Here is a 24,325-nt window from a genome sequence, read left to right as displayed (position 1 = left end):
GGCATCTGAACGCTAAAAAAAAGCTAAGTTATAGCCCTAATACTTATTGGCTATAACTTAGCGTTAACCAATTTCTTCTGCGATATTCATACAATCGACATTGTTTTAAATTTCTTATGTAACGATGCCTGTTATGTATGAACAATTATCTTCACTGCTGATTCATTATTATGAATCAGCCTTTCGAAACCTTCAGAAACCAGATCGTCCAATTGGATTCGCTGAGTAATGAAAGGCTCCAGGTTCACTTTGCCTTCTTCCACCAACTTGATGGTGTCTGCATGGTTGTTTGCGTAAGCAATGGTTCCGCGCACGTCTAATTCTTTCATCACAACGCTGTGTACATTCACCGTCGCCGGGTGGCTCCAAATCGATACGATAACAACGGTTCCGCTCGGTTTTGTCGCCTCGACCAGTGTATCTAGCACGTCGTTGATGCTGGTGCACTCAAACGAAACATCCACGCCCCGCCCTTCAGTTATCTTCATAACCTCTTCGATAACGTTGACTTCAGAAGGGTCCAGAACATAGTCCGCAACGCCGGTTTCTTTCGCTTTTTCTTTACGTTTCGCACTCAGCTCCGTAAGGATAACGGTTATCCCCTTTGCCTTTAATACTGAAGACAACAGCAAACCAATAGGGCCACCGCCGCCTACCAGGGCAACATCACCGGTTTTGGCGCCACTGCGAACAAACGCATGATAGCCAACCGTAAGAGGTTCAATCAAAGCGGCTTGATCGAGGGGAATGGCGTTAGAAATCGGATGCACCCAGCGACGTTTGACTGCGATTTTTTCGGATAAGCCGCCACCGTGGCCACCAAGGCCAATAAAGTTCATGTTTTTGGACAACTGGTAGCTTGCGCCCGGGCCTGTGTCTACGCCATCCGCAATAATATAAGGCTCGACAACAACGTGCTGGCCAACTTTGATGTCGTCTACACCTTCACCCACTTCGTAAACCACGCCTGAAAACTCGTGCCCCATTGTTATTGGCGCAGATTCCCCTGAGATCGGGTGAGGGTGGCCGCACGGAGGAATAAATATAGGTCCCTCCATAAATTCGTGCAAATCGGTACCACAGATACCGCACCAGGCTACATCTATGCCCACAGTGCCCGGTTCTACCGTCGGTTCGGGGATGTCTTCAATCCGGATATCACCTTTGTCATAAAAACGAGCAGCTTTCATTTGAATTTCCTTGCTTCTAGTTGAAAAGAAATACTAGATTTTCACCATCAATTTGCCTTTGTTACCACCGCTCAGGAACAGGTTCAGGCCGTCCATAGCCGACTCCAGCCCTTCCAGAACATGCGTGCGATATTTGATATCGCCGTTCTGAACATAAGGGGCCAATTTGGCTTGCAGCTCCTGCGCCTTGTGCATGTGGTCGGGCATAGTGAAGCCCTGGATGGTCAAACGTTTTTTGATAACACGCATCCAGCTTGGGCCAGGGCGCGGCGTTTCGGCGGTGTAATCGGCAATCATCCCGCACACCACAATACGGCCGTGCGCGTTCATGCGATCGAACACGTGGTGCTGAATCGGGCCACCGGTGTTTTCGAAATACACGTCTATGCCATTCGGCACCAATTCATCCAGTTTTGCGCTCAGGTCGTCGGTTTTATAGTTTACAGCACCGTCAAAACCCAGCTCGTTAATAATCCAGTCTGCTTTCTCTTGGCTGCCAACAACACCAATAACTCGCAGGCCTTCCGCTTTGGCCAACTGGCCGACAATCGAGCCGACCGAGCCCGCCGCTCCAGACACCACCAGCGTTTCACCCGATTTGGGATGACCACAGCCGAACAGCCCCTGAGTGGCAGTCAGGCCCGGCAATGCAAAAACCGCCAGCGCCATTTCCAGTGGTATTTTTTTATCCACCTTGTTGATACCTTTGCCGTCGGTAAGAGCCATTTCCTGCCAGCCGAACATTCCCATCACCCGATCGCCCACGGCAAAATCAGCGTGCCTGGAGGCAACCACCTCACCAACGCCAGATGAACGCATCACCGTTCCCAGCTCTACGGGTGGGATATAGCTATCGGTGTCGCCGGTCATCCAACCCATCATGGCCGGGTCCATAGACATGTAAGCCTGCTTAACCAGAAATTCGCCATCGCCAGGTTCCGGTACGGTTTTTTCCACCACCTCAAACAGCTCCGGTCCGGGCTTTCCCTTGAGGTGTTTCACCAGATTGATCGCTTTGTAGGTACTCATAAACAAGTCTTTCCTATGATGATTAAGGGATCGCTATCAGCTATTGATCGCTAGACGTTAAGGCATCTGACAGCTGAACACTATTGCCATAAAGACACAATTGAACGTGGCGGAATGGCTTTTAATCCTTACCGGGGGGCGTCCATACAGGAACATCTTCAGGCCTTGGTGCTTCCCAGTCCCGCTGCATGGACGTGCTCAACGCTTCTTCGAGCTTCATGAACAGCTCGCCATAGCGGGGGCTGAAGTTAATGCCTTCCTCGATTTCCTTCCAGGCTTCGAATAACTCTGCGTCGTGGGCCCGTTCATTCTCGACGAACGCCCAAGTCATCTGTTTTGCCCGCATGGGGTGCACGCCCATCGCCGTAAGCGCATGGCCACCCAGCTCCAGAGCAGAGTGATAGGTTTCGCTCATCACATCATCAGCGCCCGCCTCCAGAAGCTGATATCCGTGGCCACGGTCGAAGGCGCGCGCCAGCACCCATACACCGGGGAAGAACTTCTTCACATGATTCACCATTGCTACAGCGCGGTCTCGATCATCAATCGCCACAATCAACAGACGTGCGTGTTCAATACCCGCCTTTTCCAGTAAATCAGGGCGACTGGCATCCCCAAAAAAACTCTTGATGTTGATTCGTCGTACATTTTCAATCTGCTCGAGCTCATGATCGAGCACGACGATAGGAATACTGCTGGCCCGCAGTAAACGGCAAACAATCTGCCCAAACCGCCCCACGCCCGCCACGATAACCGGGGCTTGTTCATCAATGGTGTCCGCATCGCGATCATCGTTTTGCGCGCGTCGGTAACGGGGCAGCACAATGCGGTCATAAGCGATGAACAACAGAGGTGTGAGGAACATAGACAGCGCAACAACCAGAGAAAGAATCTGGGAAATTTCTAGCGGAATGACATCACTTTGCACGCTGTAGGTGAGCAACACAAAACCGAACTCGCCGGCTTGCGCCAACCCCAGAGTAAATAGCCAGCCGTTGCTGCTGTGAATCCTGAACATCTTCGCAAGCACGAGTAGAATCAGCGCCTTGACCACAATAACCGCCGCGCCTAGAGAAACGATGGTGCCCCACTTGGCCAGCAATATCTCGAAGTTGATTCCGGCACCCACAGTGATAAAAAACAGACCCAGTAACAGGCCTTTGAACGGCTCGATGTTGGCTTCCAGCTCGTGGCGGAACTCGCTGTTGGCCAAAACCACACCTGCCAGGAAGGCTCCCAAGGCGGGCGAGAGGTTTACAACACTCATGAGTGCCGCAATACCAATAATCAACATCAGCGCTGTGGCGGTGAAAACCTCTCGCAACCCGGACTTCACCACGTAACGAAACAACGGACGGCTCAGGTAATAGCCGCCAACAATGACGGCAGCGACCGCACCGACAACCACAAGGGCATGAGCCCAGCCCGAAAGGCCAGCCACCAGGCTCAGGCCCGCGTCTTGGCTGGGCCCAGAAGTGGAAGTACCCTTCAATCCTGGCAACGCCAACAGCGGAATCAGGGCTAGCATGGGAATAACAGCGATGTCCTGAAACAGCAACACAGAAAATGTATTGCGGCCACCTTCCGTCTTCGACAGCCCTTTCTCGTCCAGGGTTTGCAGCACAATGGCCGTAGACGACAGCGCAAAAATAAGGCCAACCGCCAGGGCCGTCTGCCACTGAAGACCAAGCCACCAGGCCCCGGCCATCCCTGCGGCCGCCGTCAACGTAACCTGAAGACCGCCGAGCCCCAATAGGCGCACCCTCATGGCCCAAAGCGCTTTCGGATCGATTTCCATACCGATCAGAAACAACATCATGACAACACCGAATTCCGCAAAATGCTGAATAGTGCTGGTTTCCTGCCCAACCAACCCCATAACCGGCCCGATTACCACGCCGGCAACCAGGTAACCAAGCACGGAACCCAGGCCGAAGCGCTTTGCCAAAGGCACTGCGATCACCGCAGCCAAAAGATAAATAAACGCCTGAATGAAATAGGCCGTCATGGTTTGGTCACAATCCTGCTGACAGACATCTGATGCAATCGTCCTTCTGCAAAGTGATCCATTACGATGCCTTACTGTCGGTTAAGAAAAAACCAATATTATTCCCAACCAAAAAAAGACGGCCACGAAGGCCGTCTTTTTTCTATTTAATCTCTTTCAGTTCTGGCTCTACGGCATCAGCACCGTATCAATCACGTGGACTACGCCATTAGACTGCATCAAATCTGCCGCCACCACTGTGGCCATATTTCCTTTTGAGTCCTCGATCATCAACGAGTCACCCTTGAGGCTGAACGTAAGCTCCTCGCCTTGAACCGTCGCTACCGAGGCCGATCCACCGCCATCCTTAACCATCTTGATCGCTGCCGCCGCAGGCGCTTTGGTCGCCAATACGTGATAGGTCAGAATCGACTTAAGTTGTTCTTTGTTCTCTGGCTTCAGCAAGGTTTCAACAGTGCCCGCGGGCAATTTTTCAAAAGCGGCGTTGTTGGGGGCAAATACCGTAAACGGGCCTTTTCCGGAAAGCGTTTCTACCAAGCCGGCGGCTTTAACCGCAGCAACCAATGTGCTCAAGCTATCTGTCTCTGCCGCTTTTTCTACAATATTCATCTTATCTGTTTTTCCCATTGCATGATTTTCAGCGAAAGCCGGTAGGGCAACTGCTCCAGCGCCCAACATCAGCGAAGAAATTACAAACGACGTTACGATTCCTGTTTTTTTCACGTCAACATCCTTTCGTTTAGTTCGGGTAATTACACCTATGTTTACGGACACCCGACGGTGGCGGATTCTGACAATCAGCTTAAATTGATTAATTTTTATACAGAAAAGCTTTGCTGGCTTGTCAAAAAACGAGCGTCAGGCCCGCCACAATAATCCCAAACAAAACGGCCAACCCCACCAAAATCTTCCAGGGAAAAGGTGGCGCAGGTGGCTCTACAGCGAGTTGCTCTTCCAGATAACGTCTCAGCAACCGTGTATTACGAGTATTGGCCTTGTAGATGGCATCAAAGGCATCTCCCACCACGGGTAACAGGCCACCTATAAAATCGATACCCATATTCTGCAGCATGCGCCGCTTTACATCCTTGCTGGCACCGGCCCGTTGCGCTTCGATCAACACGTAACCGGACAACGCCAAGCCCACGATGTCTCCCAACACCGGCACCAGGCCGATAACCGCTTCAGCCCCAATTTTGAAGCGAGTAAAGGGGATGCCAATGCTGCTGTCGGTAAAGCGGCTAAACCTATCCAGCCGTGCAAGGATCGCCCGTTGTCGAGCTTCGGTGGGCTTTGCCATTGCATCTCCACAACCAGATGATAAAACGAGGGTAGAGGACAGGTTAGCAGAAAATAGATCTGTCCCGGATTTTAGTCCAGAGTTACTGATCGTGGTTAGTCTTCTAAGCATCGCAGGTATTGCAGCCCGGACAACTGTTCCATCTGGCCCCGAATCCACGCAACCCGACCCCATACATAAGCTGAAGGTTGTGCGGCGCTGAGCACTTTCGGGTTCGGAAGAACCGCCGCAAGCCGGGCCGCCTGCGTTTGCGACAACTGGCTGGCTGGAATACCGAAATAGCGCCTGCTGGCCGCTTCCACCCCGTAAACCCCGCGGCCAAATTCGGCAATGTTCAGATAAACCTCAAGGATTCTGCGCTTTGGCCAAAGCGCATCAATGGCTATGGCCAAGCCGGCCTCCAGAGCCTTGCGAACAAAGCTGCGACCATTCCAGAGGAACAGGTTTTTAGCGGTTTGTTGGGTAATGGTGCTGGCGCCACGCAAGCCTTGCCCCTTTTTATGCTCTGAAACGGCTTTGCGGATAGCCGCAAAATCAACACCATGATGCTCAGGGAATCGTTGATCTTCGCTGGCAACCACGGCCAGCGGCATCCAGGGAGAGATATCCGATAGCGCCACCCAGTCATGCTGCAGCTCAGGGTCTGAATCAGTTACCAGATAAGCCAGGATAAACGCAGAGGTTGGCGGGTTCACAAACCGGAACAGCAGTATCATCATCAACACAAAGAGCACACAGCCGGCAAGGAACCAGGTAGAGCGGCGTAGAAATTTTCGGATCAATGATTGTCGGGCCACAATTTTATCTTCACGCAGTTTTGGGTCAGAATTGAATCTGAACAGAAACTGGAGGAACTTTCCATGAAACATGTAACTATTGATATTGTGTCAGACATCGCCTGCCCATGGTGTGCGATTGGCTATGCACGGTTGGAAAAAGCCATGGAAGAGCTGAAAAACGAAATGGATTTTACCATCGAATGGCACGCGTTCGAGCTCAACCCGGATCCATCCGGCGACGGCGAACCCATACTCCCGGCATTGAGCCGCAAATATGGGCGCAGCGAAGACGAAATGAGGGCAAATCAGGCCCAGATGATTGACGTCGCCCACAGCCTCGGCCTGAATTTCGAGAAACTGCAGGAACGCTATACGCGCAATACTTTTGACGCTCATCGATTGGTAAAGTGGGCTGGACAGCACAACAAGCAGACGGCGATGAAGCAAGCATTTTTCGAAGCCTATTTCGGCCGCGCCGAAAATATCGCCCAGGCGGACATTCTTGTTCAATGCGTGGAGGAGATTGGCTTGAACGGTTCTGACGCCCGAGAGGTTCTTACCTCAAACCGGTATGCGGATGATGTAAGACAAGACGAGGCTAAATACCAGCAAGCCGGGGTTTCAGCCGTGCCTGCCTATATCGTTAATGACAAATATATGATTTCTGGGGCCCAGGAACCGGATACGCTGGTCAAAGCCTTGCGGGAGATCGCAGCGGAACCAGTCTAGGTCGTCTCATTACCGGGCGTGGGGGCCCTTCCATGGGCCTCCTGCGCCTTGTCACGGTGTCGCTTACTCAGACGCAGCAATCAGGCTGGCATTACCGCCAGCAGCCGTTGTGTCAACACACAGGTGGCGCTCAATCACATACCGCTGATCAAGTTTATGCTCCGTAATCAGCGGCAGCAGTGCACCATCGCGCTTTCTCAGCGCCTGCCGATACGGTTTCAGCACTGAATGCTCGCCGCAGCTAACCGCTGCCTCGAAGCCCTTGACGGTTTCAAGAGCATCCGGCTCCAGCTCGCCTTCCACACCAACCACCGGCAAACCAGCCTTGGCAGCGCGATCTACTGTGTCACTGACACCCGGCGCAACCACCACTACCTTGTTGCCCTGAGCCAATGCCATAATCATCTGTTCGATCGCTGTTTCTTTATCCGGACCCAGACACAGCACAGTGCCACGGGCGTGGTTGGTCAGAATATTGCTTTCACCGGTTGGCCCCGGCATTACCTCTTCGTGCGCATCAAGTGGCTCCGGAACACTGTCGAAGACCGATTGCATGGCCTCGACCCGCGCTTTTGGCACTTGGGTGTTCATTCTGCCAAGCTTGCCGATCAGATTCTCCAGCGCTCTTGCATCCACTTTCTTGCCGCCCGATTCTGCCGGCCGCTGAACCGTCTCGCCTTTCATAAACCGACGCACATACTGCGGGCCACCGGCTTTCGGACCCGTCCCTGACAAACCTTCGCCACCAAACGGCTGAGAACCCACGATCGCACCGATCTGATTCCGGTTAACGTAGATGTTACCCACCTTGATGCGACGGGAAATACGATCAACTCGGCTGTCTACCCGGCTGTGAACGCCAAAGGTCAGGCCGTAACCCTTCGCATTAATGTCATCCACTACCTTGTCGAGTTCTTTCGCATCAAAAGTAGCCACATGCAGAACCGGGCCGAAAATTTCTTCTTCCAGATCCCCAATACCGTTCACCTTGATCACCGCAGGAGACACAAAGTTGCCTTTGTGCGGCACTGACAGTTTCTTCAGAAGCTGGTCCTTGTTCTCGAACTTCTTACAGTGATCGATGATTTTCTTCGCGGAGGGCTCATCAATGACCGGGCCTACATCTGTCGACAACAGCCACGGATCACCAATGCCCAGCTCTTCCATAGCGCCATACAGCATTTTCAGCAGGCTATCGGCAATGTCCTTCTGCACATACAACATCCGCAGCGCCGAACAACGCTGCCCCGCACTCTGGAAGGAAGAGGCCAGCACATCACGAACCACCTGTTCCGGCAGTGCAGTAGAATCCACGATCATGGCGTTCAGGCCGCCGGTCTCTGCCACCAAAACGGCATCCGGTGCCATGTGTTCGGCCATGGCCTTGTCGATTACCTTAGCGGTATTGGTAGAACCGGTAAAACAGACGCCGGCTATGCGGGAATCCGAGGTCAGGCCCGCACCCACGGTGGCACCGGTGCCCGGCACCAGTTGAATCGCATCCTTGGGAATGCCTGCTTGATGCATCAGTTCTACGGCTCGAACGGCCAGCAGCGAGGTTTGCTCGGCTGGTTTGGCCAGAACGACGTTACCTGCCACCAGGTTAGCCAGAACCTGACCGGTGAAGATAGCCAGCGGGAAATTCCAGGGTGAGATGCACACCACCGGGCCGATGGCTTCACCGCTGTTTTCATAGCGCACACCTTCGTTGGCATAAAAGTGGGCAAAATCCACCGCTTCACGAATTTCAGCAACGGCGTCCGACAGCGATTTACCCGCTTCCCGGGTGGCCAGCGCAAACAGCTCTAGGGTGTTCTCTTCATACAAATCCGCGACTCTGCGCAGGCAGGCTGCGCGTTCTTCTACGGGCGTGGCAGACCAGGACTTGAAACCTTTCTGCGCGGCAGAGATTGCCGTTTCAATATCGGCCTCGTTGGCCTGGGTCACATGCCCCACCAAATCTTCCGGGTTGGCCGGATTGCGAACTACCTGTACTTCGGTGCCCGATACCTTACCCGCAATCAGCGGCCCGCCTTTCCAGTGGTGCTCTTTGAAAACATCGCGGCCCTTATCAATAGCTTCGATAGTGACCGGGTCAGTCAGGTCCCAGCCTTTCGAATTGCGGCGATGCTCACCGAAAAGCTTGGATGGACGCACAATCGCTTTACTGGAAATGTCGTCACCCATTTCCTTGACCAGCTCGATCGGATCTTTTGCGATCATTTCAGGCGTAATGCTTTCATCCACAATCTGGTTTACAAAGGAACTGTTGGCGCCGTTTTCCAGCAGGCGACGTACCAGATAGGCCAGCAGTTCATGATGGGGACCTACCGGCGCATAAATCCGGCAAGGTACGCCGCTTTCGGCCATTACCTGGCTGTGCAGAGATTCACCCATACCGTGCAGGCGCTGAAACTCGTAGTTGGCTTCACCACGGACTCTGGCCAGCTCAAGAATTGCCGACACGGAATGCGCGTTATGGGTCGCGAACTGAGGGTAAATGCGATCCGTCATGTTCATTAATTTGGTGGAACAGGACAGGAACGACACGTCACTGCAGGCCTTGCGAGTGAACACCGGAAACCCGTCCAGGCCCATCACTTGGGCGCGCTTGATTTCAGCGTCCCAGTAGGCACCTTTAACCAACCGCACCATGATGCGACGATCGTATTTTTCGGCTACTCCGTACAACCAGTCCAGCATGAAAGGTGCACGCTTACCGTAAGCCTGCACAACCACACCGAAGCCATTCCAGCCTGCCAGTTCAGGATCGCTCAAAAGAGCCTCAATAACGTCCATTGAGAGGTCTAGGCGATCCTGCTCTTCCGCATCAATATTGAAGCCCATGTTGGCGGCGGCCGCTTTTTTGACCAGTCGCATAGCCCTGGGCACAAGCTCTTTCATGACCCGCTCTTTATTGCCGTACTCGTACCTTGCAAGCAACGCAGAGAGCTTGACCGAAATGCCCGGATTCTTGCGAACGTCACCGCTGCAATGTTTGGCGATACTGTCGATACCGTCAGAATAAGCATTGTAGTAACGCTGGGCGTCATGATCCGTGCGAGCCGCTTCTCCAAGCATGTCATAGGAGTAGGTGTAGCCCTTTTTCATGTAGCCTTCACCGGCTTTCTGGGCTTCCTTGATGTCGCGCCCGAGCACGAATTGCCGCCCCATCTCTTTCATAGCTTGGCTTGCCACCGTACGAATCACCGGCTCACCCAAACGCTTCAGAAGCTTACGGAGGGTTTCACCCACGTTTTTGCGCTCGGAATCCTTGAGCAGGTTGCTGGTCAGCAGCAGGGCGATGGTCGCCGTATTTATCAAAGGAGAAGAGGCCTTGCCCACATGGTCACCCCAGCACCCAGACGTGATCTTGTCTTCGATCAGGTCGTTGATCGTCGTAGCGTCTGGCACACGCAGCATGGCCTCAGCCAGGCACATGAGAGCAACACCCTCTTTCGTAGTCAGCCCGTACTCGGCCAGGAATTTTTCCATGATGGTGGGCTTGGCGTTCTTCCGAACGCCACGAACCAGGTCGGCCGCTCTAGCAGAGATGGCCTTGCTCTCGGAAGGGGATAATTGAGCGCCATCAATCATTTCGTGAACCACGACATGCTCAAACGCAAGATAGTAATCGCGAAGCGCCTGTCGGCTGTCGACAAGTGCGGGAGTCTCTGATTGCAGCGGTCTCATGGTTGTACCCTCTTCTTCATTGTTTGTATTGCTCACCGTGCTCGCATTCTACCGAGAACAGCAGAAACATTTTCACTGTAAAAAAGGAATTTACAGGCCATTTTATCTTTTCTTAGGGATAAAAAATGACAAAAACTCTGAGGCAGCGCGATTAGATAGGCTAAACTCCCAAATCTGAACATTTAAGTGCCACTAACCCCCTAATCACAGCATGCTTTTAAACTTTTAGCGTAGACCTAAAGCTGATGATTTGCAGATAAGAAGTGGAAGCAAAATCAGATCCCATGCAATTGGTTCTTGAGCATCTGGCAGATTTTACGTACGAACTGCGGAAAAGTTCAACCAAACCGGAGCACACCCAGCAGGAGATAAAGATCGTGGAACTGGACCGGATTGATCACTCAATTATCCGCGAATTGCAGAAGAACGCGCGAGTCACGGTCACAGAACTGGCATCCCGGGTTGGACTGTCCAAGACGCCCTGCCAGGTACGCATGCGCCGGCTAGAAGAACAGGGCTACATTACCGGGTACACAGCGCTGGTTAATCACACCAAGTTGCAACAAAACCACATAGCATTTACGGAAGTGAAACTGAGCGACACCAACAGCCACGCTCTGTCCGCATTCAACGTAGCGGTCAATCAGATCTCTGCCGTTGAGCAGTGCCACATGATTGCTGGTAATTTCGATTATTTGCTCAAAGTCCGCACCCGTAACATGGTTGAATACAGGCAAGTTCTCGGCGAACAGATTTCGGCCCTACCCCACGTTTTACAGACCAGCACATTTGTGGTGATGGAGAATATAAAGGACGTGGGGGTCTGAACGTAAACCGTAACGAAACCGGTGACAGGAGCCCACGCTATAACAGCCCGCCCTTTCGAGAAGCGCTTGAGGCAATGCGGTAACAAGAACATTAAAAAAGGGGTCGAGTTTTCACTCGGCCCCTTACAAATTCAAATCAGCAATATCTTATCAGCGTACTTTTGACAGGAATTTCTGAGTTAGCGGGTTTTGCGGATCGGTAATAACCTGTTTAGCCTCACCGAGCTCGGCAATAACACCTTCGTGAAAGTAAGCCACGCGGTCCGACACATCACGCGCGAAACTCATTTCATGTGTCACGCAGATCATGGTCATTCCCTCATCCGCCAACAGGCGCAATGTATCCAGAACCTCGCCCACCAATTCAGGGTCAAGAGCGGATGTAACCTCATCAAAAAGCATGTAATCAGGTTTCATGGCAAGGGCGCGGGCAATCGCCAGGCGCTGCTGTTGGCCGCCAGACATTTTGGTAGGATAAACGTCAAACTTGTCACCCAGGCCAACATGAACGAGTTCCTTTTTGGCAACTTCAATCGCTTCCGCCTTGCTCATTTTTTTGACGATTCTGGGCGCCAGAGCCGCATTTTCCAGCACGGTCATGTGCGGAAAGGAATTCCATTGCTGAAATACCATGCCCAGCTTCTGACGCAGCTTATCTTTGTTGGTCTCTTTGCTATGAACATCAACGTCATCTACAAAGATTTTACCTTTGTGAATACCCTCGATCGCATTGATGCAATACAACAGAGTCGACTTACCGCTTCCGGAGCCGCCGATAATGCTGAGAACTTCGCCTTTTTTAACATCTAGGCTAACGCCTTTCAGAACCTCAAGATCACCAAAGGATTTATGGACATTCTGGATACTAATCATATTGCCATTTTCCTCTCAACATACCGACCATATGACGATAAGGGGTATGAAATAATAAAGTAAAAGATACCAACACCGATAAGAATCTCTAATGGTTGCTGGGTACGGGAGATGAGCTGATCAGACGTACGCAGCAACTCCATATAACCAATAACAGAGACCAGAGCCGAGTCTTTGATGACACTTAGGGCAACGCCCAACCAGGAGGGAAAGACTGCGCGCAAACCGATGGGTAAACGAATATAGAAGATGGTTTGCCAGTATGACATACCCAATGAGCGGGCTGAGGTCCGCATGGATTGATGCACGCTTTCGAAGCCACTGCGAAAAACTTCGCTCATGAACGCCATGGTGTAGAGCGTAAGAATGATAGAGCCAGCCACAAACGGGGCTAATGGGTATCCCATTGCGCCAATAAAGGTCGAAAAAAGAATCAGCTGAATGATCAGCGGCACACTTCTGAGTATATCCAGCACACCACCAAGCAGTACGTTAACAACTTTGCTGCTTTCAGCGCGCAAAAAACCAACGGCCAAACCCAGCAGGGTTCCCAACACGATCGCTACTATCGATATGGTCACCGTATTCATGATACCGGTAAGAATAAAACCGGTATCGCTCCAGGACAGAGGCGTAAACAAAGAGTTCATCAGATTTCCCCTTTGAATAGTTTGCGGGAAAGAAGTGACGAACTGAACAGCACCAGCTTAGTGATGATGAAGTACATAACCGCTGCCACCATAAAGAACTCAAGCGTCCGGAATGACAATGACTGGAGTCTTTGGGTTGTTCCGGAAAGCTCGCCCATTCCAACCAAAATACCCAATGAACTCATCAGAATAGACCAGACAAACTGGTTAGTCATCGGATGATAGATTCGTCGGAGCATTTGCGGCAAGATGATGTATCGATACACCTGAATACTGGTCATACCTAAAGATTTGGAAGCGCTGTACTGTGTGCTGGGGATGGACTGAAATCCACCGCGGAAAGTCTCGGTCAAATAACCCGCATTGATAAAAATCAGTGCGCTTAACACTGCAACGTAAGGGCTTAAATGGATGCCTAAAGCTCCCAGCCCGAAATAAGCCATATAAATTTGGAAAAGCGCTGGAGTGTTTCGGGCTATCTCGACCCAGGTAGTCGCTATATAACAATAGGGCTTGCTGTTGTTCATCTTGGCAATCGCCAACAGTATCGCGATCACAATACCCAAGAGCATTGCGAGCACAGATACGTGCAGGGTTACAAAGGCCCCATTCAACAACTCAGGCATATTCTGGAACACGACGTTCCAGTGAAATTCATAATCCATACCTTGGCCACTTTCTGTGGTTAAGAAGGGCTCTGATGGGTGATTTATCAAAGCACCTATCAGATCTCGAAGCCGTTACGCAGGGATATATGCGTTTGGCCTGTCAACAAGTAATATTGGCAGCCGCCTAACTGGCGGCCACCGATGTCGTTATTACTTGTTATCCCTCAAGGACTGGATCAGATCAGCAGGTGCATCTGAACCGAAGTGCTTGTTGTAGTGCGCATTCATGTTGCCATCGCGAATCTGATGCACCAGAAACAGGTTCAGATAGCTAATCCAAGCGCCCTCGCTTCTTTTTGCGATCAGACCTACAACGTCGTCATAGTTAGGTACGAAAGGGCCCGCAACAAAGTCTTTGAACTCTGCGCTTTGTAGCTTGGTGGCAATATTGGTGTTGGTTGAGATAACCGCATCCACTTTGCCTTGGTACAAACCCAGGTAGGCGTCGTTTTCAGACTTGAACGCGGTGTAATTATCCGTTCCCCAGCCTTTTTTCTCGGCGTAGGCAAGGTATTCGGTTTCGTAAGTAGTACCCAGTGCAGCGCCAACTTTCAGGTTCTTGAGATCGTCAAACGACTGGATATTCTTGTTTTTTTGGGCAATTACCTGGAATTTGAAAACAAAGTACGGGTAGGTGAATCCAACGGATTTTGCACGTTCTAGAGTATCGGAAGTAGAGCCGATAACAACGTCGGTTTTTCCGGAAATCAAGGATGGGATTCGATCACCCCAAGTAAGATTGAGTACGTTTGACTCCACGCCGAGGGCGTCAGCCAGATCGTTACAATAACCTACATCGAAACCTGCGGGCTGATTGTCTCCGTCAAAATAGCCCATCGGTGGGAAATCGAGAACCACACCACAGTTCAGTGTTCCCCGCTGGATCACGGTGTCAAGTTGATCGGCTGTCGCATTCACGGAGGTGAACGCAATGCAAGAAAACACGAGTGACGTTGCTAATTTACGCATCATAGTTTTTTTCTCTGATTTTTTTTGTTACGTCATAAGTTACGAAACTTACATGGACTTAAACTAAGCCCAAGAAGCTTACCTTAGATTTGTGAGTGAAAATCACTAAAAAACATGATTGAACAGGCGATTTAACTTTTGTATCTAGCTTTAACAGGAAATTACGAACAAAATGCTTAAAACCCAGACTAAACTCTTAATTTTAACATTAAGATAGCCATGTAATCCTATGAAATAAAAACTTTTTTAAATTTAACCCACAGAACATGAACAGAATTATTTTCAGGCCCGCCCGAGCAACAAAAGGAGCATCGGCGGGTTTCGGCCATCGGTCAACCACAAACGAGAGTACTTACAATGACACTAACGCTTAAAGACGCAGCGCTGCTTCGACAGCAGGCTTTTATTAACGGCAAGTGGTGCGCGGCGGCCAACGGCCAAAGCTACTCCGTCACCAATCCCAGCACTGGCGACCGAGTGGGCGATGTGCCCGACATGGGCGCGGCGGAAACCACCCGCGCCATCGATGCCGCTGCAGCGGCGCAGCCCGCATGGAGCGCCCTGACCGCCAAAGCGCGTGCCACAGCGCTGCGCAAATGGTTCGAACTGATCCTCGCCCACCAGGAAGACCTGGCACAACTGATGACCAGCGAACAAGGCAAGCCCCTGGCTGAAGCCCGAGGCGAAGTGGCCTACGGCGCGTCTTTTATCGAGTGGTTCGCCGAGGAGGCCAAACGGGTTTACGGCGACGTTATCCCGTCCCACGGCCCTGACAAGCGCATTATTGTTCTTAAGCAGCCCATTGGCGTAGTAGCAGCGATTACACCCTGGAACTTCCCGATCGCCATGATCACCCGTAAAGTCGCCCCGGCGTTGGCGGCAGGATGTACGGTGGTCGTCAAGCCCGGGGAAGACACTCCCCTTTCCGCTCTGGCTCTGGCCGAACTGGCATCCCGTGCCGGCTTGCCCGCTGGCACCTTTAACGTGATCACCAGCCAAGATGCCGCCACCGTCGGTCAAACCCTCTGTAACGACAGCCGGGTACGCAAACTCTCTTTTACCGGCTCAACCCCGGTGGGCAAACTGTTGATGCGCCAATGCGCCGATACGGTCAAAAAGATTTCTCTGGAGCTTGGGGGTAACGCCCCCTTTATCGTCTTCGACGACGCCGATCTGGACGCAGCAGTGGCCGGTTTGATGGCATCCAAGTTCCGCAACGCCGGTCAAACCTGCGTTTGCACCAACCGCATTCTGGTGCAAGATTCCGTCTACGACACCTTCGTCGAAAAGCTGACCAGTGCCGTAGCCCAATTGAAGGTCGGTGACGGATTGACCGAGGGCGTCACCATCGGCCCCCTGATTAACGCCAAAGCAGTGGCCAAAGTAAAAAGACTGGTGGCCGACGCCGTTGACCAGGGTGCCATCCTGCATCAAACCGGCAACGCCGAGGGACTTGGAGAAAACTTCTACGCGCCGGTGATCCTCACCCAGGTTACGACCGCCATGAGCATCGCCAATGCAGAGATTTTCGGCCCGGTGGCGACCGTGTTCCGCTTCTCCAATGAAGCTGAAGCCGTGCAAACCGCTAACGACACCCCCTTCGGTTTGGCCGCCTACTTTTACGCCCGGGACATCGGCCGTATCTGGCGGGTCGCCGAAGCGCTGGAATACGGCATGGTGGGCATCAACGAAGGGATAATTTCCACCGAGGTAGCTCCCTTTGGCGGCGTCAAAGAGTCCGGCATTGGACGCGAGGGCTCCAAGTACGGCATCGACGACTTTGTCGAAATCAAATACCTGTGCATGGGCGGCCTAGGCTGACCGGTCAGATATCGCCACAGCAACGATAAAAAAAGAGGCAGAACCCGAAGGGGTGTCTGCCTCTTTTTTGTGGACGCCGCCTCGCGTTAACAGAGGCAGCGTCCACAGCTCCCTGTCAGGGGATGGTTCGGGGATGATCAGGCCTTTGGCCAGCAGCTCACTGAACATGACCATCTGAACTTGGGGGAAGCGCGCCATCAAAATATTAACGCGCTGACGCATGGCTTCGGTGTTGTCGCCATGATGCAAAGCATGCATCTGAACTCCGGCTATTGTGAAGTAAGACATGGTGTTCCTCTATATGGCGATACTACAAAGTGTGGCGATACTACAAACTCTAATTTCAAAATCCAGCTTTTGCTCGGAGATCAAAACAGCTCAATTTAGCCTTCGGACTGGATGGTTTTACGTTGATATCACCACCACAAAAGATTGTAACTTTAACAAGCTTAGGTCAAATATGGGGGTCTGTCGAAAGGCAATTTTGATGGGTGTAGATTTACTAATATTAGCGCAACCTGCGCATATTTCGGTTTTTTATTTCAGCCTTGAAACAAGCCGAGCCAGCTGCTCGCTGGTGCTTTCAAGATAGTGCGCTGCACGCGCAATAGCGTCACTTTTACTGATTGGCCCAGGGGCAATCGAGAAAACCGCCGTAATGCCCGCCTCATGAATGGCCGTCATATTTTCGCCCCCCAACATGCCGGCAAGGCCAATAACAGGCACCTGATAGAGTTGTGCCAGTTTGGCAACGCCGGTCGGCGTTTTACCAGAAGCACTTTGGCCGTCAATCGCCCCCTCGGCCGTAATCACCAAGTCGGCGGCCTTCATCTGTGCGTCCATACCCACGGCGGCCATCACCAATTCGATACCGGGTTTTAAAAGCCCACCAAGAATCCCGGCGACCGCTCCCCCAATGCCGCCTGCTGCGCCACTTCCTGCAAAGCTACTTATATCGTAACCATTTTGTTCCACGCACCTGGCAAAGTGCCCAAGGTTGTTGTCGAGCACTTTGACGTCGCCTGGTGAGGCACCTTTTTGCGGCCCGAATACTGCGGCGGCACCCAGGTCGCCGAGCAAGGGGTTGGTCACATCGCAAGCAACCACGACATCTACACCCGCCAGGCTTGCTTTCGTGCCGGCAATATCAAAGTGGCTGATGTACTTTAAACCCGCACCGCCGGGAGGTATGGGCCCGCCTTTACTGTCCAATAATTGTGCACCCATAGCTTGCAGCAAACCCGCGCCACCATCGGTGGTGGCACTGCCCCCCAAGCAAACAATAAGGGTCTTCGGCCGGTGTTTCAAAGCAGCCATGATGAGCTGGCCGGTGCCATAACTGGACGCTGTCATCGCATTGCGGTCAGGTTCGGCCACACAGTGCAGGCCGCTTGCCTCTGCCACTTCAACGATGGCGGTTTTCCCATTATCTATCAGCCCGTAACTGGCGTTGACCGGGTCGCCGGAAGGGCCGCTTACCCGTGCCTGGTGCAACGTGCCGTGCATAGCCCCAACAAGAGTGGCTGTTGTGCCTTCGCCGCCATCTGCCAGGGGGATTTTAATCACCTGGTCAGCCGGAGCACCACGCAACCAACCTACAGCGATCGCGTCAGCGACGGCTTTCGCTGTCAGACACTCTTTGAACGAGTCAGGGGCAATGAGTACGCGCATGCTTCAGTCCTTACCAAGTTGTTTGAATATCGCTAGTTCCCCTTACAGAGCTACCAGGGATGCTAGCCACACGGCAGTAATCGTTACCAGGCCCATGAAAAGTGTCGCCGCTGTGTGTGAGCGATACGCCGTTGCAACGTCCATTTTACTGAACTGCGACACCACCCAAAAATAGCTGTCGTTGGCGTGGGAGACGGTCATTGCACCGGCACCAACGGCCATGACCGTTAGTACGCGGCCCATATCTGAGTCCAACCCCAATTGCGGCAACAACGGGGCAACCAGCGCAGAAGCGGTAACCAGGGCGACGGTTGAAGAACCTTGTGCCGATTTGAGCGCAGCGGCCACAATGAAAGGCATGATAACCCCCAGGCCCAATGTAGACAGATTCTGGCCAAGAAAATCACCCAGCGGTGTCGCGGCAAGCACAGCACCGAATGCGCCACCCGCACCGGTAATCAGAATAATCGGTGCTGAGACAACCAGGCCCTTTTCGGTGTGACGGGCAAACCCTTTGAGTTTCTCATCACCTTGAATCAGCAGTACTGCAAACCCAAGGCCAATCAACAGAGCATTTAGCGGCTTACCAAGAAAATTCAGCGCTTCATAAAGAAACCCATCACCCAGCGGGGCGGTTGGGTAACTGGCTACTGAGGCCAAACAAATAAGGACAATAGGTACAAAAATAGGGGCAAAGGCTTTCCATGGGCCAGGCAGTTCACCGTAATGCTCTTTACCTTCCTCAAACGCTTCTTCTGTTTGATCCAGTTCTGTACTGGGCAGGTTTCGTGAAAAATAGGCCCAAACCAAACCCGCCATCGCCGCGATTATGGCGAAAACAAGGCCGACGCCGATAACCAGCCCCAAATTGTCTTCCAACCCCAGGTTGCCTGCGGCCGCAATCGGGCCAGGCGTGGGTGGTACAAGGGTGTGGGTTGCAAATAAACCGGTAGAAAGTGCCACCGTCATTGCGACGGGGGATACGCTAAGGGTTCTCGCCATGGAGCGCTTCAAGCTGTTGAGAATGACAAAACCAGAATCACAAAACACCGGAATAGACACAATAAAACCAACGATGGACATCGTCATGGTAGGGAACTTTTTCCCCAAACATCTAATGATGGTCTCAGCCATCACAATAGCGGCACCCGTGCGTTCAAGAATGACACCAATGATGGTACCCAAAACGATAACCAGACCGATGTAGCCGAGAATTTTACCAAAACCACCGCGAATCGTTGATTCGATGGAATCGAGGGGCAGGCCAAATGCGAACGCGGCAATGAACGATGCCAGCAAAAGTGTAATGAAAGGGTTGAGGCGCAATTTGCTCGTTGCGAACACAATGAACGCGATAAGGGCGATTAGAATAAAAACCATGTACATAGAAAATCTCCTGCATTGCCATGCCTAAGAGGCGCTGAGCCGTCGCTTGATCAAGTGTCGTCATAGGCGTTTTTGGCAATCAGTCGGCATACACCAAAAAATTGAGGCAACGCTACTCGACGACTCTGTGTTTTATCATCTAACTCATCACTCACAGTGATACCAGAAATACCAGGCAACAATTATTCATCCTAGCTCTTCACCCCGACAATGCTTGCATCGGATTCGAAAGCACCCACGTGGTTTCCAGTCCCCGACAAACCAATCGATGATCCTTAGGATAATAATTATGCGTAAAATTACAGCAACCGCAATCGTAGCCGTCTTGTTCGCTTTCGCCCTTCCCGCTTCTGCCAGCTTGGCAGACCGCAAGTCGGACGAGCAGAAGACCGAGCAGCCAGCAGCGCCCGCCCCATACAGCGGCCACGTTGTAATTCGCGGCGAGATTGTTGCCGTTGACCACACATCGGCCCAACGCACATCTAAAATCTGAATAGCGTAGCCATTGTGCTTAAGAACTCAGCCGTCGGGATGTATTTTTTATCAGCTGCTCGGCGGTAAAACGTATTTCCCCCGACCCGCTGGGCTTAACTTTGTACTTTAAATATCATCAAAAATGATGATTTAGTCAGTCATGTCCATGATGCTTGAGTAACGCTCTTTCAGCGAGTTCTCGATCAACTCTCGCAACCAGACAATGCCGGGGTCACGGTCGTGCCTGGCGTGCCAAAACAGGTAGAGGCTACTGGGATCAAGGTTAAACGGCAAAAGCGTGACCCACAAATTCCGTGTGAAGTCGTCACTTCGAAGAATAACGTCCGGAACTGCACAAATTAGGTCGGTGTGACACAACAAGCTGGGTACTCCCACAAACTCATTCACCGTTACCGCAATGCGCCGGTTCAGCCCTTTTAGATCAAGATAGCTGTCGACAAGCCCGTGAGCTTCGCCGGACATCGTCACCAGCAAGTGCCGCGCATCTATGAAATCTTCCATAGAGAGCGGTTTACCTGCCAGAGGATGGTCGGCCCGCATTGCAACCTGATAACCCCCCTGGAACAGCCAGATACTTCTAAGGCTATTGTCGTGATGGCTGATTGGTCCAATGGCGAGATCTACGTTGGCTTCGCGTAAATCACTGTAGGTTCCTTCCGGCGTGTAAGGAACAGCGTGAAGGTCAACGCCTGGAGCCACTCGCTCGAGTTTTTCAGCCAGTTGGCGCCAGATCATTTCTACGGTGAGATCCGTGACCGCAATCCGGAAAGTCCGGCGTGCCTGAGCGGGGTCGAACTTAGTGGATCTGACGGCGGTTGACAGGTCATAGATTGGGCCCCGAATACGGTCCCAAAGGCTGAACGCATAGGATGTCGGTTCTATTTTGCGCCCCTTTCGCACGAACAGCGGGTCATCCCAGACCTGTCGCATTCGCGAAATCGCGTTGGAAACCGCCGGCTGCGTCATTGCCAGGCTTTCGGCCGCACGAGTGACCGAACGCTCGGTCATGATCGCATCGAACACATAAAGTAGATGCAACTCCTGGCTTTTCATCGAGCGGTTTTACTCCGGTCTGGAATGACCCGCTGTTCGTGTGAAAGGGGCGCAGGAAAACAGTCGTCGCATGCCGTAAACGCCCCAGCTTAAGCTTAGCGCACGATCATTACCGACATTCTGGCATGATGCACCACATGCTCGGCATTGGGACCCAGCACATAATCGGCAAATTTGCGCTTGTTATGGGATGCCATAACGATCAAATCGATCTCGAGTTTCTTGGCCACCTTGATGATCGCCTCCCAGGGCGAGCCATCAACGATGACACTTTGCGCTCTTACATCCGCGGGCACGTTCGCCTTAATGAACGCGCGTTGAGCCTCGGCTATCGCCTCATGTGCTTTCGAAGCGAAGTCCTTGGGAAAGTAAGACCCCACTATGGGCATGTTGTAGTCCGGCAGAACCGTGACCAAATGTAGCGAGGCGTTGAAACTTCTGCATAGCGTCAAAGCCGTTGGAAGCGCTTTCGACCAGGATTCCTCCTCATTAAGGTCCACTGGCAACATAATTTTGCTGTACATGGCAATCTCCTTCAAGCAATGGCGGTAGCCGCCGTATTATCACGACGCCGGCGCTGCAACACTATGACCAGCCCAAATACAAGGAAGGCAGGAATCCACATCAGCTCCTTGGTCCAGCGGTCAACAGGGGCCAGCACCTCTATAATTTCCTGGTCGAAGTCGAAGCCAAGATCCGACGCCTGACTGCCATAGGCCACCATATCAACGATTGCCGTATCACCCTCGATCAACAGGTCCATGCCCAGGTTATCGAGCCGCTCCTGCCCGGTGTCGCCATCCGGCACTGGCAGAGTCATGTAGGTGGTCATGCGATCGCCGTACGCATCGCGACCTGCAATCTGCAAGCGCAGGGTCGAATCTTCATCGGCAGCGCCCAGGGCCTCTACGAATTGTGCGGGCGGCATAGACTGATAAGGGTCATGAATCATGTCCATCCAAAACCCGGGCCGGAACAGCGTGAACGCGATCAGCAGCAATGCGGCAGATTCATACCAACGGCTGCGAATGACCATGTAGCCCTGAGTCGCCGCCGCGAAGATCAGCATGGCTATTGTCGACACCACGAAGATCAGAACGCCCTGCAAAAAGGTTACATCGATCAGCAGCAGGTCCGTATTAAAGATGAACAGGAATGGCAGGGCCGCAGTACGAAGGCTGTAGTAGAAGGCTTGAAAACCGGTTCGGATAGGATCGCCACCGGAAACCGCCGCCGCCGCGAAGGACGCCAGCCCCACCGGCGGCGTCACGTCGGCCATAATGCCGAAGTAAAACACGAACAGATGCACGGCAATCAAAGGCACCAGCAGCCCGTTCTCTGCCCCCAGCTGAACAATAACCGGCGCCAGCAGCGCCGAAACTACGATGTAGTTGGCCGTTGTGGGCAGTCCCATGCCCAGAATCAGGCTGAGCACCGCCGTAAGCATCAAAATCAGCAGCAGGTTCCCCATAGCGAGGATTTCTACCACCTCGGCCAGTACCAGCCCTACCCCGGTCTGCGACACAGCCCCAACGATGATGCCAGCAGTGGCCGTGGCAATACCGATGCCAATCATGTTGCGGGCACCGGTAACCAGGCCAACCCACAAATCCATGGCGCCTTCACGCAGATCTGCTGCCATTTTGCTGCGACCGCGGAAGATCGAGGTAATGGGGCGCTGGGTAAGAATGATAAAGACCATGAACACCGTGGCCCAGAAAGCCGACAAGCCCGGCGACAGGCGCTCCACCATCAAACACCACACCAGCACAACCACCGGTAGGATGTACTGCAAACCAACTAACACCGTGGGCCTGGTTTGCGGCAGCGAATAGATCGGTTGATTGGGATCATCCAACTCGAGTTCGGGGTAACCGGCCGCCAGTTTGAGCAAAGCGACATAGATCACCGCCAGCCCAACCGAAACCACCCAGGGAGTGGCATCGCCAAGAACCGGCTTGAGCCAGCCAAGGCCGTAATAGACGACCAAAGCCGTCACCATCATCAACAAAAGCCCACCGAGAAAACCCATCACCTTGCGTACCAGGGGCTTAGGCGGATTGCTGCTCTCAAGGCCCTGCATGTTGGCCTTCAGTGCCTCCAGGTGAACGATATAGACCAGTGCGATATAAGAGATCAAAGCCGGCAAAAAGGCATGTTTGATGACATCGACATAGGAAATACCCACGTACTCGACCATCAGGAACGCGGCTGCGCCCATAACAGGCGGCATAATCTGACCGTTGACCGAAGACGCCACCTCGACAGCACCCGCCTTTTCGGCAGAAAAACCGACGCGTTTCATCATCGGAATGGTAAAGGTGCCCGTGGTGACCACGTTGGCAATCGATGAACCGGAAATCAGCCCGGTCATGGCAGACGCCACTACGGCAGCTTTGGCCGGCCCGCCCTTGTAATGGCCAAGCAGCGAGAACGCGACCTTGATAAAATAGTTGCCCGCTCCGGCTTTGTCGAGCAAAGCGCCGAACAACACAAACAGGAACACGAAACTGGTCGAGACCCCCAGCGCGATGCCAAAAACCCCTTGGGTCGTCAACCACTGGTGATTAATAAGCCCAAAAAGGCTAACCCCGCCATGGGATAGAATACCGGGCATCCAGGGACCAGCAAGGCTATAAATAAGAAAGACCGACGCCACAATCATCAGCGGCGGACCAAGCGCGCGGCGGGTCGCTTCGAGCAGCAGCAGTATCCCAGCCACCCCGACGATCACGTCCTGCAATATCGGCGCACCGGGGCGCTGAGACAGCCCTTCGTAGAAGATAAACATGTAAGCGCCGCAGAAGGCCGCCAACGAAGCAAGCACCCAATCCTGAATGGGGATTCGATCGCGGGGCGAACGCTTAAATGCGGGATAGGCCATGTAAGCCAGAAAAAGCGCAAAGGCCAGGTGAATGGAGCGGGACTCCGTGGCACTAAACACACCGAAACCCAAAATGAAAGGCACCGGAGAAGCAATCCATAATTGAAACAGCGACCATGCCGCTGCAATGCTAACCAATAACTTCCCCGGCATGCCAGCTGGTTTGCGGGCTCCCGAGTCACTGGAGGCAACCATGTCCTCCAAATCGGCACTCGAGTCTCGAGGTTTTGTATTTTCGTCAGTCATACTCAGCCCTATCCGCCGTCAGTCAGGTTGCTATTGATATTATTATTGCGCTTG

At 52.7% G+C, this 24,325-nt stretch carries 21 protein-coding genes; 4 read left to right on the top strand and 17 right to left on the bottom strand.

Translation table 11 applies throughout. From position 1 onward, the window contains the following. Window positions 1-131: 131 nt before the first annotated feature. The 6 genes from MIH18_RS18855 to mtgA all read right to left on the bottom strand — a co-directional run bounded on the left by MIH18_RS18855 (window position 132) and on the right by mtgA (window position 6,324). On the bottom strand, window positions 132-1,190 hold the full coding sequence (locus tag MIH18_RS18855; RefSeq protein ID WP_249005777.1) for a 2,3-butanediol dehydrogenase: 1,059 nt from the start codon (window positions 1,188-1,190) through the stop codon (window positions 132-134). A 33-nt stretch (window positions 1,191-1,223) separates the two neighbouring features. After that, window positions 1,224-2,219, bottom strand: a complete 996-nt coding sequence (locus MIH18_RS18850; protein WP_249005778.1) for an NADP-dependent oxidoreductase — start codon at window positions 2,217-2,219, stop codon at window positions 1,224-1,226. A 121-nt stretch (window positions 2,220-2,340) separates the two neighbouring features. Beyond that, window positions 2,341-4,227 (bottom strand): monovalent cation:proton antiporter-2 (CPA2) family protein, encoded by a 1,887-nt coding sequence (locus MIH18_RS18845; RefSeq protein ID WP_249013241.1) that lies wholly within the window; start codon window positions 4,225-4,227, stop codon window positions 2,341-2,343. Between the two features lie 168 nt (window positions 4,228-4,395). Then, window positions 4,396-4,950 (bottom strand): fasciclin domain-containing protein, encoded by a 555-nt coding sequence (locus tag MIH18_RS18840; RefSeq protein ID WP_249005780.1) that lies wholly within the window; start codon window positions 4,948-4,950, stop codon window positions 4,396-4,398. Window positions 4,951-5,071: 121 nt separating this feature from the next. Continuing rightward, window positions 5,072-5,527: a DUF4112 domain-containing protein gene (locus tag MIH18_RS18835; RefSeq protein WP_249005781.1), complete on the bottom strand. Its 456-nt coding sequence runs from the start codon at window positions 5,525-5,527 to the stop codon at window positions 5,072-5,074. A 95-nt stretch (window positions 5,528-5,622) separates the two neighbouring features. Then, on the bottom strand, window positions 5,623-6,324 hold the full coding sequence (gene mtgA, locus MIH18_RS18830) for a monofunctional biosynthetic peptidoglycan transglycosylase (RefSeq protein ID WP_249013240.1): 702 nt from the start codon (window positions 6,322-6,324) through the stop codon (window positions 5,623-5,625). Window positions 6,325-6,387: 63 nt separating this feature from the next. Between mtgA and MIH18_RS18825 the strand changes: the two genes are divergently transcribed. Next, on the top strand, window positions 6,388-7,035 hold the full coding sequence (locus MIH18_RS18825) for a DsbA family oxidoreductase (protein WP_249009029.1): 648 nt from the start codon (window positions 6,388-6,390) through the stop codon (window positions 7,033-7,035). 63 nt (window positions 7,036-7,098) lie between these two features. Here the strand turns inward: MIH18_RS18825 and putA are convergent, their stop codons facing one another. Further along, on the bottom strand, window positions 7,099-10,728 hold the full coding sequence (gene putA, locus MIH18_RS18820) for a bifunctional proline dehydrogenase/L-glutamate gamma-semialdehyde dehydrogenase PutA (RefSeq protein WP_249013239.1): 3,630 nt from the start codon (window positions 10,726-10,728) through the stop codon (window positions 7,099-7,101). Window positions 10,729-11,102: 374 nt separating this feature from the next. Here putA and MIH18_RS18815 point away from each other — a divergent pair, with 374 nt between their 5' ends. Beyond that, a complete protein-coding gene (locus MIH18_RS18815; protein WP_249009030.1) occupies window positions 11,103-11,555 on the top strand; it encodes an Lrp/AsnC ligand binding domain-containing protein in 453 nt (150 codons plus the stop codon). Window positions 11,556-11,705: 150 nt separating this feature from the next. On the opposite strand, the gene MIH18_RS18810 is transcribed toward MIH18_RS18815, so the two are convergent. The 4 genes from MIH18_RS18810 to MIH18_RS18795 form a co-directional block, all read right to left on the bottom strand. Next, window positions 11,706-12,428: an amino acid ABC transporter ATP-binding protein gene (locus MIH18_RS18810; protein WP_249005784.1), complete on the bottom strand. Its 723-nt coding sequence runs from the start codon at window positions 12,426-12,428 to the stop codon at window positions 11,706-11,708. Then, the gene (locus MIH18_RS18805; protein WP_249005785.1) at window positions 12,425-13,078 is read right to left on the bottom strand and encodes an amino acid ABC transporter permease; all 654 of its coding nucleotides are present in this window, start codon (window positions 13,076-13,078) and stop codon (window positions 12,425-12,427) included. Before MIH18_RS18805 ends, MIH18_RS18810 begins: the two co-directional genes overlap by 4 nt. Further along, on the bottom strand, window positions 13,078-13,743 hold the full coding sequence (locus tag MIH18_RS18800) for an amino acid ABC transporter permease (RefSeq protein ID WP_014872196.1): 666 nt from the start codon (window positions 13,741-13,743) through the stop codon (window positions 13,078-13,080). Before MIH18_RS18800 ends, MIH18_RS18805 begins: the two co-directional genes overlap by 1 nt. 153 nt (window positions 13,744-13,896) lie before the next feature. Continuing rightward, window positions 13,897-14,718, bottom strand: a complete 822-nt coding sequence (locus MIH18_RS18795) for a transporter substrate-binding domain-containing protein (protein WP_249005786.1) — start codon at window positions 14,716-14,718, stop codon at window positions 13,897-13,899. 354 nt (window positions 14,719-15,072) lie between these two features. Here MIH18_RS18795 and MIH18_RS18790 point away from each other — a divergent pair, with 354 nt between their 5' ends. After that, entirely contained in the window at window positions 15,073-16,536 is a 1,464-nt protein-coding gene (locus MIH18_RS18790; protein ID WP_249005787.1) for an NAD-dependent succinate-semialdehyde dehydrogenase, read from the top strand. On the opposite strand, the gene MIH18_RS18785 is transcribed toward MIH18_RS18790, so the two are convergent. The 3 genes from MIH18_RS18785 to MIH18_RS18775 all read right to left on the bottom strand — a co-directional run bounded on the left by MIH18_RS18785 (window position 16,528) and on the right by MIH18_RS18775 (window position 19,593). Then, window positions 16,528-16,824 (bottom strand): hypothetical protein, encoded by a 297-nt coding sequence (locus tag MIH18_RS18785; RefSeq protein ID WP_249005788.1) that lies wholly within the window; start codon window positions 16,822-16,824, stop codon window positions 16,528-16,530. The genes MIH18_RS18790 and MIH18_RS18785 overlap by 9 nt on opposite strands. 249 nt (window positions 16,825-17,073) lie before the next feature. Then, window positions 17,074-18,207, bottom strand: a complete 1,134-nt coding sequence (locus tag MIH18_RS18780) for a glycerate kinase (protein WP_249005789.1) — start codon at window positions 18,205-18,207, stop codon at window positions 17,074-17,076. A gap of 42 nt (window positions 18,208-18,249) precedes the next feature. Further along, on the bottom strand, window positions 18,250-19,593 hold the full coding sequence (locus MIH18_RS18775; protein ID WP_249005790.1) for a GntP family permease: 1,344 nt from the start codon (window positions 19,591-19,593) through the stop codon (window positions 18,250-18,252). A gap of 289 nt (window positions 19,594-19,882) precedes the next feature. Here MIH18_RS18775 and MIH18_RS18770 point away from each other — a divergent pair, with 289 nt between their 5' ends. Further along, window positions 19,883-20,086 (top strand): hypothetical protein, encoded by a 204-nt coding sequence (locus MIH18_RS18770; protein ID WP_249005791.1) that lies wholly within the window; start codon window positions 19,883-19,885, stop codon window positions 20,084-20,086. Window positions 20,087-20,217: 131 nt separating this feature from the next. On the opposite strand, the gene MIH18_RS18765 is transcribed toward MIH18_RS18770, so the two are convergent. From MIH18_RS18765 to MIH18_RS18755, 3 genes are all read right to left on the bottom strand, one after another. Continuing rightward, entirely contained in the window at window positions 20,218-21,141 is a 924-nt protein-coding gene (locus MIH18_RS18765) for a LysR family transcriptional regulator (protein ID WP_249005792.1), read from the bottom strand. Between the two features lie 95 nt (window positions 21,142-21,236). Next, window positions 21,237-21,665: a universal stress protein gene (locus MIH18_RS18760; RefSeq protein WP_249005793.1), complete on the bottom strand. Its 429-nt coding sequence runs from the start codon at window positions 21,663-21,665 to the stop codon at window positions 21,237-21,239. Window positions 21,666-21,676: 11 nt separating this feature from the next. Further along, complete coding sequence (locus tag MIH18_RS18755) at window positions 21,677-24,271, bottom strand: TRAP transporter permease (RefSeq protein WP_249005794.1); 2,595 nt, start codon at window positions 24,269-24,271, stop codon at window positions 21,677-21,679. Window positions 24,272-24,325 lie beyond the last annotated feature (54 nt).

This window comes from Marinobacter sp. M3C (assembly GCF_023311895.1).
Taxonomy (GTDB): Bacteria; Pseudomonadota; Gammaproteobacteria; order Pseudomonadales; family Oleiphilaceae; genus Marinobacter.
Note: the sequence above shows the minus strand (reverse complement) of the source record. Positions and strands in the feature narration are given on the sequence as shown.